This window comes from Streptomyces sp. NPDC046862, assembly GCF_040704615.1.
GTDB lineage: Bacteria > Actinomycetota > Actinomycetes > Streptomycetales > Streptomycetaceae > Streptomyces.
In genome coordinates, this window is sequence record NZ_JBEYXP010000060.1 from 65,314 (window position 1) to 79,394 (window position 14,081).

The window sequence follows — 14,081 nt, forward strand, 5'->3', positions numbered from 1 at the left end:
TGGTCTGATAAATATGCGTGGCACTTGCTCATGACTGCGTTATCCATGCTCGCTTGAACCACGCTCGACGAGGAGCTGACAGATGGCCGGCACAAACCCACGGAACGGGCAGACTGGGGCACGGAGGATGCGCGCGGTGGTCGCCGCCTCCTGTGCCGCCCTCGTGCTCGCGGCGTGCGGCAGCACCAAGGACGACAACGCCTCCTCCGCCGGGGAGGGCGGCGGCGACGGAAAGGTCGGGGTGATCCTGCCCCTGCTGACCTCGCCGTTCTGGCAGTCGTACAACGACTACGTGCCCAAGATGGCCAAGTCCGAGGGCGTCGACGCCCTCAAGACGGTCAACTCCAACAGCGACCCGTCCCAGCAGATCACGGACATCAACAACTCCCTCAACCAGGGGGTCAAGGGCCTCGTCGTCGCGCCCCTCGACAGCGCCGCGATCGTCGCCGGACTCGACCAGGCCGATCGCAAGGGCGTGCCCGTCGTCGCGGTGGACGTGGCACCGGACAAGGGCAAGGTCGCCATGGTCGTCCGCGCGGACAACGTGGCGTACGGCGAGAAGGCCTGCGAGTACCTCGGCAAGCAGATACCCAGCGGCAAGGTCGTGCAGATCATGGGCGACCTGGCCTCGGTCAACGGCCGTGACCGCTCCGAGGCGTTCCGGGCCTGCGTCAAGAAGAACTACCCCAAGCTGAAGGTGCTGGAGATCCCCGCCAAGTGGGAGTCCGACACCGCCGCCTCCAAGCTGGACACCCTCCTCAACGCCAACCCCGACATCAAGGGCATCTACATGCAGGCGGGCGGCGTCTACCTCGCGCCCACCCTGCAGACCCTGAAGTCCAAGGGCATGCTGAAGGAGGCCGGCCAGAAGGGCCACATCACCATCGTCTCCAACGACGGCATCCCGCAGGAGTTCGACGCCATCCGCAAGGGCCAGATCGACGCGACCGTCTCGCAGCCCGCTGACGCCTACGCCAAGTACGGCATGTACTACATCAAGGCGGCGATGGAGGGGAAGACGTTCAAGCCCGGGCCCACCGACCACGACTCCACGATCGTCAAGCTGCCCAGCGGCATCCTGGAGGACCAGCTGCCCGCCCCGCTGGTGACCAAGGACAACGTCGACGACCCCAAGCTCTGGGGCAACACGGTCAAATGAGCGCTGCCACCGCCACCCCCCTGGTAGAGGCCACGGGCATCGTCAAGCACTACGGCCCCACCGTCGCCCTGGAGGACGGCCGGCTGACCGTCCTGCCCGGCGAGTCCCACGCCCTCGTCGGCCGCAACGGCGCGGGCAAGTCCACCCTCGTCACCGTCCTCACCGGACTCCAGGCCCCCGACGCGGGCACCGTCCGCTTCGACGGTGAGCCGGCACCGCCGCTCGGCGACCGCGCCGCCTGGCGGAGCAAGGTCGCCTGCGTCTACCAACGGCCCACCGTCGTCCCCGAACTGACGGTCGCGGAGAACCTCTTCCTCAACCGCCAGCCCGACAGCCGGCGCGGCTTCTTCAGCTGGCGCAGGCTCCACGCGGCGGCCACCGAGGTCCTCGACACCTGGGACGTGCGCGTCGACCCCGACGCCCGCACCGCCGACCTCAAGGTCGAGGACCGGCAGATGGTGGAGATCGCCCGGGCCCTGAGCCAGGGAGCCCGCTTCATCGTCCTCGACGAACCCACCGCCCAGCTCGACAACCGCGAGATCGAGCGCCTCTTCGACCGGATGCGCGCTCTCCAGGAGTCCGGCGTCACCTTCCTGTTCATCTCCCACCACCTCCAGGAGGTGTACGAGGTCTGCCAGACGGTGACCGTGCTGCGTGACGCCCGCTGGATCACCACCGCACCCGTGGCCGAACTCCCGCGCGCGGCGCTGGTGGAGGCAATGGCGGGGGAGGTGGTCGCCGAACGGCAGGCGGCCGCGGCGGAGGCCGTCGTCGAACAGGACGGCGTCGACGCACCCGTCGTCCTGGACGTGCGCGACCTGACCTCCGACGCGTACGAGGACATCGCCCTGACCGTCCGCCGTGGTGAGGTCGTCGGACTCGCCGGTTCCAGCGGCAGCGGCAAGATCTCACTCGCCGAGACCTTCGCCGGACTGCACACACCGACGTCCGGAACCGCCCTGCTGGACGGGACTCCGCTCCCGTTCGGCGACGTCCGGGCGGCCATGAAGGCCGGCGTCGGCTGCGTACCCCGCGACCGGCACGTCCAGGGGCTCGTCTTCGGCATGACCATCGGGGACAACGCCACGATGAGTGTCCTGGACCGGCTCGGCCGGTACGGGCTCGTCGGCACCGCCGCCAAACGGGGCATGGCCACCGAGCTGATCGACCGCCTCGACATCCACACCGAGGGCCCCGATCAGCCCGTCTCGGACCTCTCCGGCGGCAACGCCCAGAAGGTGGTGATGGCCCGCGCCCTCGCCTCCGACCCACGGCTGCTCGTCCTCATCAACCCCACGGCGGGCGTCGACGTGAAATCCAAGGAGTCCCTGCTGTCCCGTGTGGACAACGCCCGCGAGGACGGCACCGCCGTCCTGGTCGTCTCCGACGAACTCGACGACCTGCGCCGCTGCGACCGCGTCCTCGTCCTCTTCCACGGCCGGGTCGTCGCCGAGCACCGGGCCGGCTGGCACGACCACGAGCTGATCGCCTCCATCGAAGGAGTGGACCATGGCTGACACGAAGGCCCCGTCGGCCTCGACCTCCACCCCCGTCAAGGTGCCCGACCCCCGGGCGGCCAGGGCCGTACTGCTGCGCCGCGCCCGCGAACTCGCCCTCGTCCCGGCCCTGCTGCTGCTCATGGTGTTCGGCGCGTTCGTCAACGACTCGTTCCTCACCGAACGCAACATCGTCTCCATCCTGGGCGCGTCCGCGGCCCTCGCGATGGTGGTGCTGGCCGAGTCGCTCGTGCTGATCACCGGCAAGTTCGACCTGTCGCTGGAGTCGGTCGTCGGTATCGCCCCCGCCGTGGGCGCCCTGCTCGTGCTGCCCGCCGCGCAGTCGGGCTGGGGCACCGAACTCCCGGCGGCCCTGGCGCTGCTCGCGATCCTCGTCGTGGGCGCCGCCATCGGCGCGTTCAACGGCGTCCTCGTGGTGAAGTTCAAGCTCAACGCGTTCATCGTCACCCTCGCGATGCTGATCGTGCTGCGCGGACTGCTGGTCGGCGCGACCAAGGGCAAGACGCTGTTCGGCATGCCCGACGCGTTCTTCTCACTGGCGACCACCACCTTCCTCCGTGTGCCCATGTCGGTGTGGCTGGCGGCCGTCGCCTTCGGCGTCGCCGGGCTCGTCCTGCGGTACCACCGCGTCGGCCGCGCGATGTACGCGATCGGCGGCAACGTGGACGCGGCGCGCGCGGCGGGCATCCGCGTCGAACGGGTGATGCTCGGCGTGTTCGTCGTCGCGGGCACCCTCGCCGCCGTCGGCGGGATCATGCAGACCGGGTACGTGGGGGCGATCAGCGCCAACCAGGGCAACAACATGATCTTCACCGTGTTCGCGGCGGCGGTCATCGGCGGCATCAGCCTCGACGGCGGCAAGGGCACCATGTTCGGCGCCCTCACCGGCGTACTCCTCCTGGGTGTCGTGCAGAACCTGCTCACCCTCGCGCAGGTGCCGTCGTTCTGGATCCAGGCCATCTACGGAGGCATCATCCTGGTCGCCCTCATGATCGCCCGCGTCACCACGGGCCGCGCCCAGGACTGACCAGCCGACTCCTCGTCACCGAGTTTCCGACCGAAAGGCCTCCCGTGTCCCCGACCTCCGACACCCCCTCCCGCATCACCGCGGTCGACACCTACGACATCCGGTTCCCGACCTCGCGCGAGCTCGACGGCTCCGACGCGATGAACCCGGACCCCGACTACTCGGCCGCGTACGTCGTGCTGCGCACGGGCATCGACGACGCCCCGGAGGGGCACGGCTTCACCTTCACCATCGGGCGGGGCAACGATGTCCAGGTCGCAGCGATCGAGGCCCTGCGGAACCATGTGGTCGGACGGTCCGTCGACGAGCTGTGCGACGACCCGGGGTCCGTGTTCCGGGACCTGATCGGCGACAGCCAGCTTCGCTGGCTCGGGCCGGAGAAGGGCGTGATGCACATGGCGATCGGCGCGGTCGTCAACGCGGTGTGGGACCTGGCCGCCAAGCGCGCCCGCAAGCCCCTGTGGCAGTTGATGGCCGACGCCGAGCCCGAGTGGCTGGTCCGTCAGATCGACTTCCGCTACATCACGGACGCGCTCACCCCGGACGAGGCGCTGGAGCTGCTGCGACGGGGCAAGGAAGGGGCGGGGGACCGGAAGACCCGGCTGCTGGCCCAGGGCTTCCCCGCCTACACCACGTCCCCGGGCTGGCTCGGCTACAGCGACGAGAAGCTCACCCGGCTGGCCGCCCAGGCCGTCGCCGACGGGTTCCGGCAGATCAAGCTGAAGGTGGGCGCGGACCTCGCCGACGACGTACGGCGCTGCCGCGTAGCCCGGTCCGTCGTCGGCCCGGACATCCGCATGGCCGTCGACGCCAACCAGCGGTGGAACGTCGACGAGGCCATCCGGTGGGTCAAGGCGCTCGCCGAGTTCGACCCGTACTGGATCGAGGAGCCGACCAGCCCCGACGACGTGCTCGGCCACGCGGCGATCCGCCAGGCCGTCGCCCCCGTCAAGGTCGCCACCGGCGAACACGTCCAGAACCGCATCATCTTCAAGCAGCTCCTCCAGGCGGGCTCACTCGACGTCCTCCAGATCGACGCGGCCCGCGTCGGCGGCGTCAACGAGAACCTGGCGATCCTGCTGCTCGCGGCCAAGTTCGGCGTGCCCGTCTGCCCGCACGCGGGCGGGGTCGGGCTGTGCGAGCTCGTCCAGCACCTGTCGATGTTCGACTACGTGGCGCTGTCCGGCACCACCGAGGACCGGGTCATCGAATATGTCGACCATCTGCACGACCACTTCCTCGACCCCGTGGTGATCCGCGAGGGTCACTACACGGCACCCACCACGCCGGGCTTCTCCGCCACCATGCGGCCGGAGTCCATCGAGGAGTACACGTTTCCGGGCGGCACCTTCTGGGCCGCCGATCTGAAGACCGACGAACACCCGAACAAGAAGGGACACGCGGCATGAGCGACTTCGAGGGTCTCAAGGCGCTGGTGACGGGCGGCGCCTCCGGCATCGGCCGGGCGACCGCCGAACTCCTCGCCTCCCGCGGCGCCCAGGTCGCCGTCCTGGACCTCGACCCCTCGTCGGTGGAGAAACCCCTGTCCGGTTACCGCGCCGACGTGACCGACGACGCGTCCGTACGTGAGGCCGTGGCCGCCGCTGTCGCCGACCTCGGCGGACTCGACGTACTGATCAACAACGCGGGCATCGGCGCCCAGGGGACGATCGAGGACAACGACGACGACCAGTGGCACCGGGTGCTCGACGTCAACGTCGTGGGCATGGTCCGGGTGGCCCGCGCCGCCCTGCCGCACCTGCGCGAGTCGGCGCACGCGGCCATCGTGAACACCTGCTCCATCGCCGCCACCGCCGGGCTGCCGCAGCGCGCGCTGTACTCCGCGTCGAAGGGGGCCGTCCTCTCCCTCACCCTGGCCATGGCCGCCGACCACGTCCGTGAGGGCATCCGTGTGAACTGCGTGAACCCCGGCACGGTGGACACCCCGTGGGTGGGCCGCCTGCTGGACGCCGCCACGGACCCGGCCGCCGAACGGGCCGCCCTCGAAGCCCGCCAGCCCACCGGCCGCCTCGTCTCGGCACCCGAGGTCGCGGGCGCCGTCGCCTACCTGGCGAGCCCGCTGTCCGGCGCCACCACCGGCACGGCACTCGCGGTGGACGGCGGCATGCAGGGGCTGCGCCTCAGGCCGGTGGGCCAGTGAGCACGCTCGGCAGGAGCGGCGTCGAGGTCAGCGGGCTGTCCTTCGGCGCCGCCGGCATCGGCAGCCTCTTCACGGAGGTCAGCGACGAGCAGGCGGAGGCGGCTCTCACCGCCGCCTGGTCGGCCGGGATCCGGTACTTCGACACCGCACCGCACTACGGCCTCGGCCTGTCCGAGCGGCGCCTGGGCGCGTTCCTGCGCGAGCGGCCGCGCGACGCGTACGCGATCTCCACCAAGGTCGGCCGCCTTCTGGAGCCCGCCGACGCGGGCGGCGACGACATGGACCACGGCTTCGCCGTCCCCGCCACCCACCGCCGCGTGTGGGACTTCAGCGCCGACGGCGTCCGCCGCTCCCTGGCGGACAGCCTGGAGCGGCTCGGCCTCGACCGCGTCGACGTCGTCTACCTCCACGACCCGGACGACCACGCCGAACAGGCCTTCCGAGAGGGCTACCCCGCGCTGGAACGTCTGCGCGGCGAGGGCGTCGTCGGCGCGATCGGCGCGGGCATGAACCAGACGGCCATGCTCACCCGCTTCGTGAAGGACACCGACGTCGACGTGGTGCTCTGCGCGGGCCGGTACACCCTCCTCGAACAGGGCGCGCTGACCGACCTGTTGCCCGCCGCCGAGGAGAGGGGGGCGTCCGTGGTCGTCGGCGGTGCCTTCAACTCCGGTCTGCTGGCGGACCCGAAGCCCGGAGCAACCTACAACTACACGTCCGCCTCACAGGAGTTGGTGGCTCGGGCGCTGCGACTGAAGGACATCGCCGAACGGCACGGTACGACGCTGCGTGCCGCCGCGCTCGCCTTCCCCGGTGCGCACCCGGCCGTGGCGAGCGTCCTCGTCGGCGCCCGCTCGGCCGACGAGGCCCGCGACGGCGCCGAGCAGTTCGCGACCGTCGTGCCCGCGGACTTCTGGCAGGAACTGGTCACCGAGGGACTGCTGCCCAAGGACGCGCCCGTACCCGCGTGAAGTACCCGCGTGAAGGAGAGGAAACACCGTGAGAGTCGCCCTGCACACCAAGGTCCGCGCCGACCGCGTCGAGGAGTACGAGGCCGCGCACCGCGAGGTCCCCGAGGAACTCACCGACGCGATCCGTGCCGCCGGAGCCACCTCCTGGACCATCTGGCGCAGCGGTACCGACCTCTTCCACGTCCTGGAGTGCGACGACTACGCCCGTCTCCTCGCCGAACTGGAGAAACTGCCGGTCAACGTCGCCTGGCAGGCCCGTATGGCCGAGCTGCTCGACGTCGTCCACGACTACTCCGACGAGGGCGCCGCCGCGGGCCTGCCCGTCGTCTGGGAGCTGCCGTGACCGTGGACGCCCACCACCATGTGTGGGACCTCTCCGTACGCGACCAGGACTGGATCACCGGGCCCGAACTCCAGCCCATTCGCCGCGACTTCACCATGGCGGACCTCGAACCCGAGGCCCGCGCCCTGGGCATCGACCGCAGCGTCCTCGTGCAGACGATCACCGTCGCCGAGGAGACCCCGGAGTTCCTGGCGCTCGCCGAGCGGCACGAGCTGATCGCGGGAGTGGTCGGCTGGACGGACCTGACGAGCCCCGGCGTCTCCGACGAACTGGCCCGGCTGCGCGAGCTGCCCGGCGGCCCGTACCTGAAGGGCATCCGCCACCAGGTCCAGGGCGAGCCCGACCCCGAGTGGCTGCTCCGCCCGGACGTGCGCCGGGGGCTCGAAGCGGTCGCCGCGGCGGGGCTCGTGTACGACCTGGTGGTGCTGCCCCACCAGCTCCCCGCCTGTGTGAAGGCGGCCGCCGCCCTGCCCGGTCTCACCTTCGTCCTCGACCACCTGGGAAAGCCGCCCATCGCCTCCGGGGAACGCGAACCCTGGGCGTCCGGCATCAGGGCGCTCGCGGAACTCCCCAACACGGTCTGCAAGCTGTCGGGCATGGTGACGGAGACGGACCCGGGGAAGTGGCGTTCGGGCTGGCCGACGGGGGAGCTGCGCCCGTACGCCGACACGGTGCTGGACGCCTTCGGCCCCGGCCGGCTGATGTTCGGCTCCGACTGGCCGGTGTGCACGCTGGCGGCGACGTACGCCGAGGTCGCCCACGGCACGGGCGAGCTGGTGCCCGGCCTGGGCGTGGACGAGAAGAAGGACGTCTTCGAGGGCACCGCCACCCGCGTCTACGGCCTCTGACCGGGAGCCGCCCCGGCGCGGGTCAGCCGGGTCGGCGGCAGGTACTCCCGCACGTACGTCCGGTCCCAGCAGGCGCCCGTCTCCCGCAGCTCCCGCCACGTCGTGAAGCGGTAGCGGAAGAGGCGGGCGCGGACATGGCGGGGAGGGGTGTCCGGCGGGAACGGGGAGCGGCGCAGCAGCTTCAGCGTGTCGCGGTCGTTCTCCAGCAGCCGTTCCACCAGGACGCCGAACCAGGCGCCGGCGTACGCGGGGGAGAGCGCGGCGAACCACATCAGCCAGTCGAGCCGCAGATGGTACGGCGCGAACTGGCGCGGCCAGCGCCGGGGATCACCGGGCTTGCCCTTGAACTCGTACTCCCGCCACTGAGAGTCCTCCCGCGGTACCTCGTCCTCCGTGCCCTCGATCACCACCTCGTAGCGGACGCGGCTCACGCTGCCGAACGCGCCGTAGGTGTTGACCAGATGAAGCGGGTCGAAGGAGCGGTTCATGATCTGGCCGCGGGAGATCATGTTGCGGACCGGCTGGTAGCTCAGGCCCGCCACCAGCGCGGTCACGGCGATGACGACGGCCTCGTGCCAGAGTGGTGCTCCGGGCACGTCGCCGGGCGCGGTGCCGCCGTAGTCCACGGCGGACAGGGCGAGCACGATGGTGATCCAGTTCAGCCAGGAGAAGTTGCCCGACAGCACCAGCCACAGCTGGGTGACGATCATCAGCGACGCGGCGGCCGTCGCCACCGGCTGCGGGGTGAACAGCAGGATGGGCACAACGAGTTGGGTGAAGTGGTTCGCGGCCACCTCCACCCGGTGCAGGGGCTTGGGCAAGTGGTGGAAGAACCAGCTCAGCGGGCCGGGCATCGGCTGCGTCTCGTGGTGGTGGTCCAGGCACGTCAGTTTTCGCCAGCACTCGTCCCCGCGCAGCTTGATCAGCCCCGCCCCGAACTCCAGGCGGAAGAGCACCCAGCGGAGCAGGAAGAGCACGAGGACCGGCGGCGCGACCTCGTCGTTGCCCAGGAAGACGGCCAGGAAGCCCACCTCCAGCAGCAGGGACTCCCAGCCGAACGAGTACCAGGTCTGGCCGACGTTGACGATCGACAGGTACATCACCCATGGCACCAGCCACAGCAGCATCGCGCCCCACAGCGGCAGCAGCGAGTCCAGCCCGGCGACCAGCGCCGCAGACACCGCGCATCCCGCCCAGGCCCAGGCCGCGAAGAAGCGGTCCGAGTAGTGCAGGTGGAAGACGCCGGGTGCCTGACGGAACGTGACCCGTCGCAGGAACACGGGCACGGGCAGCATCCCGCGCTCGCCGATCAGGGCGCGGAACTGCAGGGCCGCGGAGAGGAAACCGGCCAGGTACACGACGGCCAGAGCCCGTTGGAAGACCAACCGGCTCATCCAGTAGTCGGGGGCGGTGAACCACTCCACGCGCGGTGCTCCTGGGGGTGCGGGCCGAACAGGTGCATTACCGACCATAGTGGCCGAACGCTCGTGCGAGCACCCTGTCACCCGAGAACTACGGGGTGTGCCCGCCGACAGGGCGCACTCCCGCGCCTCCGGCCTCAGTCCTGTACCGACATCGCTCGCCCCGTATGGCACCGTCCGCCCCGGGTGGCACTCTGGACGTATGCCGGAACTGCCCGAGGTCGAAGCGCTGCGGGACTTCCTGGCCGAGCGTCTCGTCGGCCACGAGGTCGTCCGGGTGCTGCCCGTCGCGATCAGCGTCCTCAAGACGTACGACCCTCCCGTCAGCGCCTTCGAGGGCCGCGAGGTGACCTCCGTGCACCGCCACGGCAAGTTCCTCGACATCGACGGGGACGGCCTGCACTTCGTGACCCACCTGGCCCGCGCGGGCTGGCTCCAGTGGCGCGACCGCCTCCCCGACGGCGTGCCCCGCCCCGGCAAGGGCCCCCTCGCGCTCAGGGTCGCCCTGGAGACCGGCGAGGGGTTCGACCTCACGGAGGCCGGCACGAAGAAGGGGCTCGCGGTGTACGTCGTACGCGACCCGCAGGAGGTGCCGGGAGTGGCCCGCCTCGGCCCGGACCCGCTGGCCGACGACTTCGACGAGGCGCGCTTCAGGGAGCTGCTCGCGGGGGAGCGGCGCCAGATCAAGGGCGCGCTGCGCGACCAGAGCCTGATCGCGGGAGTGGGGAACGCCTACAGCGACGAGGTCCTGCACGCCGCGAGGATGTCCCCGTTCAAACTGGCCTCCTCGATCGGACCCGAGGAGATGGGTCAGCTGTACCAGGCGTTGCGCGGTACGCTCACCGAGGCCGTCGAGCGCTCCCGCGGGCTGGCCGCGGGCCGCCTGAAGGCCGAGAAGAAGACGGGTCTGCGGGTCCACGGCCGTGCCGGCGAGCCCTGCCCGGTCTGCGGCAACACCGTCCGCGAGGTCTCCTTCAGTGACTCCTCGCTGCAGTACTGCCCGACCTGCCAGACGGGCGGCAAGCCGCTCGCGGACCGGCGGATGTCGCGGCTGCTCAAGTAGCGGGCGCCACGAGCGGTGCCCCGCCCGCGAAGTGCTCTCAGTGCCACGGCGACTTCAGCGTCACGAGGCGCTCCCCGTCCGAGCGGACCTCGAACTGGACGATGTCCTTGCGCGGCATGGCCGCGCCGCCCTGCATGTCGGAGGGCTGGGCGGATTTCTTCGGCGCCATCCAGCTCGCGATCGTCTCCTCGGAGCCGTCCGCGCCGATCGCCACGAGCTGACACGCGCGACCCCCGGACGGGTCCTTGACCTGGACGTCGATCTCGCTGCCCCAGAGCTTGTCCTCGGCGTGGACCTCGGCCCAGACCCCCGTCGCCGTGTCGGTCGCCGCGACGGTGTTCGCCTGCTTGTCCGGCCCCGCGAAGACCGCGACGGCTGGCCCGCCCACGGCGAACACCACACAGGCGGCGACCGCGAACAGCCAGCGCCGGCGCCCGGTCCGCTGCTTGGCGGCCACCTCCTCGAGCAGCCGGTCCATCAGCCGCGGGCCGGGACCCGCGAAGGGGTGCACCGCGCGCGGTGTCGCCTCCCGGTACAGCATCATCTGGCGGGCGGCGGGCCTGAACTCGGTGACCTGTACCGCGCACCGGGGGCACTCGCGGAGATGGTCCTCGAAGTGGAAGGCGTCCATCTCGTCCAGCACGCCCAGCGCGTAGGCGCCGACGTCATGGTGACGATCCTGGGACCACATGGTGAATTCCTCGAGCCGGTGATGCGGTGGGGGTTGCTTCTTGCTACCACCGGTACGCACCGGACCGACGAATCACTCAAGCCCCCGGATCACGGAATGGCAACCGAGACATTCGGAGCCCTCGGACCCGCGGATTGGTCCGAGTTCAAAAAAGATGGATCGCCAGGTGCCCGAGGGGCAGACCGAGCCGCCAGGCGGGCGTCCACACCTTCGGACCGTCGTCCTCTCCGATGACCGGGCCGCCGCCCGGCACCGCGTCCAGATCGGGTGCGAGCAACTCGGTCTCCTCCAGCCAGCGCCAGGCCGCGGCGGCCAGGTCCAGGTCCGGGGAGGGCCCGCCCGACTCGGTCGCCTCGGCGGCCAGCCGCGCCATGCGCTCGCGCACCCAGTCCTGCCACGGCTGGTCGTACGCGGTCAGCGACAGCCAGTTCTCCAGCTGGGAGACGACCCGGATCCCGGAGAGCTCACCGCCGGTGTCCGCGAGGAAGATGGTCAGCGCCAGGGCGTCCCGTCCCGCGCGGAACTCGAAGGACGTCGGCGGCATCAGGTCGCCCGTCCTCAGGAGTTCGTCCGCGATGTACTCGGCGTACAACCACGCCATGGGGACGGTCAGTTCACCGCCGCCGGTGCCGTCCGTGCTCTCTTGACCTCTGTGGAGCATCCTTTCCTGCCTTCCTCCGGTGCGTGCGCGTCGCCCGAACCCGGGTCCCATCGGGAACACGGATGAAGACAGCTGATTGCTCAACCATGGTCCTCAGCAAGGCGCTTTGCCGAGGCTTGACCCGAGCATTGGTTTCAGTGCAGGTCGGCCGCGTATCCCGGAAGCACCCGGCGCAGGGCGCGCAGCGCGTAGTACGCGCGGGACTTCACGGTACCGGGCGGAATCCCGAGGGCTTCGGCGGCCTCCGCCACACTCGCCCCCTGGAAATACACCTGCACCAGGACTTCGCGGTGCTCGGGAGTGAGAGTCTTCACAGCCCGCCGTACGTCGAGGGCGGCGGCGGACCGCTCGGCGTGATCGGCGGACACGCGCGCGTTCTCCAGTACGGCGTCCCCGACCTCGGCCGGCCTGGCCTGACGGGCCCGGCGCGCGTCGATGGCGAGCCGGCGCCCGACGGTGAGCAGCCAGGGGCGCACGGAGGTGAAGTCGTCCGCGCGGAGCGCTTCGGGGTGCTGCCAGGCGCGTACGAAGGTCTCCTGCACCAGGTCCTCGGCGCGCTGACGGTCACCGTCGGACAGTCGCAACATGAGGGCGAAGAGGGGCCGGCCGTGCTCCCGCTGCAATGCGGCCAGCTCGTGCTCGGCGGTCGTCCCGTTCGTGATCGTGGTTCCGGCCGTCATGGCCGTATGGGAACGCGGGACGCCCCGCGGGGACAGGGGGCCGTCACGGGTGTGCGGCGGGCGGTCGAACCTGTCGGCGAACGGTGCGACGAACGGTTCGTTCCGGAACGGGGCCCGGCCCGTCCGGGCGCGCCGGACGGGCTAAGGGTGGCCGGGATCGAGTGGCCCCGTATGCCGATTCGTGTTGATTTGTAAGTCAATACGACAGTAACGGGGTGAATCAATGACGACACGCACGCGTCGGACGACTCTGGCCCTCACGTTCCTCCTAACGGCGGGCCTCGCCGCATGCCAGGCGGCCCCGGAGCCGTCGGCACGGACACAGGGCAACGCCGCGCCCTCCTCCTCCGCCGGAAAGCGCCGCGGCTTCACGCTCGTCGCCTCCGGAGACGTCCTGCCGCACAGCTCGATCATTCGCCTGGCCGGCTCGGACGCGGGCGGCACGGGCTACGACTTCCGGCCCATGCTCGCGGGCATCAAGCCCGTCGTGTCCGGGGCGGACCTCGCGCTCTGCCACATGGAGACCGTCTACGGCGCGAACGGCGACTACACCGGCTACCCCACCTTCAAGTCCCCGCCCGAGGTCGCCAAGGCCCTCGCCGACACCGGCTACGACGGCTGCTCCACCGCCTCCAACCACACGCTCGACGACGGCGCCGCCGGCATCCACCGCACCCTCGACGCGCTCGACCGCGCGGGCGTGCGGCACGCGGGCTCGGCCCGGACGGAGCGGGAGGCGGCCGGCACCACTCTCCTGCGCGCGGGAGGGGCCCAGGTCGCCCACCTCGCGTACACGTACGGCACGAACGGCTTCCCGCTCCCCGAGGGGCAGCCCTGGGCCGTCGACGTCATCGACCCCGACCGGATCCTCGCCGACGCCCGGGCCGCCCGGAAGGAGGGCGCCGACGTGGTCGTCGTCTCCCTGCACTGGGGCTCCGAATGGCAGGACGAGCCGGACGCGCAGCAACTCGACCTGGGACAGCGGCTCACCGCGGCCCGCACCGGCGGCCGCCCCGACATCGACGTCATCATCGGCACCCACGCCCACGTCCCGCAGGCGTACGAGAAGGTCAACGGCACCTGGGTCGTCTACGGCATGGGCGACCAGATCGCCGGAGCCATGGTCAACCACCAGGGCGCCCACGACCCGCGCGGCAACGAGAGCTCCCTCGCCCGGTTCACCTTCGCCCCGCCGGCCCGCGAGGGCGCCCGCTGGGAGGTGACGAAGGCCGAGTTCATCCCGCAGTGGTTCGACCTGGGCCCGGGCCGCGTCGTCAATCTCAACGAGGCCATCGCACGGCGGGCGCTCGGCACCGACGTACGCGACCGCATCCGCAGCGTGGTCCTGAGCCGGGGCGCGGCCGAGGACGGGCTGGTCATGGGGCAGTGACGGGTCGTGGCAGCGACGGGTCGGGGGGGGAAGTGACAGACCGTGGGGCAGCGACCTAGTGAGCCGGTTTTGAGTTCTCCCGCCACCACTTGAGTCGTGTTCTGTTTCGGATCGCGGCTTGGGCGGTGACGGGGCTGGTGGTTTGCGGT

General features: G+C 70.9%; 14 protein-coding genes. 10 read left to right on the forward strand and 4 right to left on the reverse strand.

The genetic code is table 11. From position 1 onward, the window contains the following. Positions 1 to 82 precede the first annotated feature (82 nt). The 8 genes from AB0959_RS44055 to AB0959_RS44090 are packed head-to-tail and all read left to right on the forward strand — an operon-like array spanning position 83 to position 8,026. Positions 83 to 1,159 (forward strand): sugar ABC transporter substrate-binding protein, encoded by a 1,077-nt coding sequence (locus AB0959_RS44055; protein ID WP_366832502.1) that lies wholly within the window; start codon positions 83 to 85, stop codon positions 1,157 to 1,159. Continuing rightward, the gene (locus AB0959_RS44060; protein WP_366832503.1) at positions 1,156 to 2,676 is read left to right on the forward strand and encodes a sugar ABC transporter ATP-binding protein; all 1,521 of its coding nucleotides are present in this window, start codon (positions 1,156 to 1,158) and stop codon (positions 2,674 to 2,676) included. The genes AB0959_RS44055 and AB0959_RS44060 overlap by 4 nt, the downstream gene beginning before the upstream one ends. Then, complete coding sequence (locus AB0959_RS44065; RefSeq protein WP_366832504.1) at positions 2,669 to 3,703, forward strand: ABC transporter permease; 1,035 nt, start codon at positions 2,669 to 2,671, stop codon at positions 3,701 to 3,703. Before AB0959_RS44060 ends, AB0959_RS44065 begins: the two co-directional genes overlap by 8 nt. 44 nt (positions 3,704 to 3,747) lie before the next feature. Further along, on the forward strand, positions 3,748 to 5,112 hold the full coding sequence (locus tag AB0959_RS44070) for an L-fuconate dehydratase (RefSeq protein ID WP_366832505.1): 1,365 nt from the start codon (positions 3,748 to 3,750) through the stop codon (positions 5,110 to 5,112). Then, a complete protein-coding gene (locus AB0959_RS44075; RefSeq protein ID WP_366832506.1) occupies positions 5,109 to 5,864 on the forward strand; it encodes an SDR family oxidoreductase in 756 nt (251 codons plus the stop codon). The genes AB0959_RS44070 and AB0959_RS44075 overlap by 4 nt, the downstream gene beginning before the upstream one ends. Then, a complete protein-coding gene (locus AB0959_RS44080; protein ID WP_366832507.1) occupies positions 5,861 to 6,835 on the forward strand; it encodes an aldo/keto reductase in 975 nt (324 codons plus the stop codon). The genes AB0959_RS44075 and AB0959_RS44080 overlap by 4 nt, the downstream gene beginning before the upstream one ends. A gap of 28 nt (positions 6,836 to 6,863) precedes the next feature. Then, positions 6,864 to 7,178 (forward strand): L-rhamnose mutarotase, encoded by a 315-nt coding sequence (locus AB0959_RS44085; RefSeq protein ID WP_366832508.1) that lies wholly within the window; start codon positions 6,864 to 6,866, stop codon positions 7,176 to 7,178. Next, entirely contained in the window at positions 7,175 to 8,026 is an 852-nt protein-coding gene (locus AB0959_RS44090; protein ID WP_366832509.1) for an amidohydrolase family protein, read from the forward strand. The genes AB0959_RS44085 and AB0959_RS44090 overlap by 4 nt, the downstream gene beginning before the upstream one ends. Here the strand turns inward: AB0959_RS44090 and AB0959_RS44095 are convergent. Then, a complete protein-coding gene (locus AB0959_RS44095; protein ID WP_366832510.1) occupies positions 8,014 to 9,450 on the reverse strand; it encodes a lipase maturation factor family protein in 1,437 nt (478 codons plus the stop codon). The genes AB0959_RS44090 and AB0959_RS44095 overlap by 13 nt on opposite strands. A gap of 199 nt (positions 9,451 to 9,649) precedes the next feature. On the opposite strand from AB0959_RS44095, the gene AB0959_RS44100 reads away from it, so the two are divergent. Continuing rightward, a complete protein-coding gene (locus AB0959_RS44100; protein ID WP_366832511.1) occupies positions 9,650 to 10,510 on the forward strand; it encodes a DNA-formamidopyrimidine glycosylase family protein in 861 nt (286 codons plus the stop codon). A gap of 37 nt (positions 10,511 to 10,547) precedes the next feature. Here the strand turns inward: AB0959_RS44100 and AB0959_RS44105 are convergent, their stop codons facing one another. The 3 genes from AB0959_RS44105 to AB0959_RS44115 all read right to left on the reverse strand — a co-directional run bounded on the left by AB0959_RS44105 (position 10,548) and on the right by AB0959_RS44115 (position 12,542). After that, the gene (locus AB0959_RS44105) at positions 10,548 to 11,201 is read right to left on the reverse strand and encodes a zf-HC2 domain-containing protein (RefSeq protein WP_366832512.1); all 654 of its coding nucleotides are present in this window, start codon (positions 11,199 to 11,201) and stop codon (positions 10,548 to 10,550) included. Between the two features lie 145 nt (positions 11,202 to 11,346). Next, a complete protein-coding gene (locus AB0959_RS44110; RefSeq protein WP_366832513.1) occupies positions 11,347 to 11,862 on the reverse strand; it encodes a hypothetical protein in 516 nt (171 codons plus the stop codon). Between the two features lie 134 nt (positions 11,863 to 11,996). Continuing rightward, entirely contained in the window at positions 11,997 to 12,542 is a 546-nt protein-coding gene (locus AB0959_RS44115; RefSeq protein ID WP_366832514.1) for a sigma-70 family RNA polymerase sigma factor, read from the reverse strand. A gap of 223 nt (positions 12,543 to 12,765) precedes the next feature. On the opposite strand from AB0959_RS44115, the gene AB0959_RS44120 reads away from it, so the two are divergent. Further along, positions 12,766 to 13,932, forward strand: a complete 1,167-nt coding sequence (locus AB0959_RS44120; protein WP_366832515.1) for a CapA family protein — start codon at positions 12,766 to 12,768, stop codon at positions 13,930 to 13,932. The last annotated feature ends 149 nt before the right edge of the window (positions 13,933 to 14,081 follow it).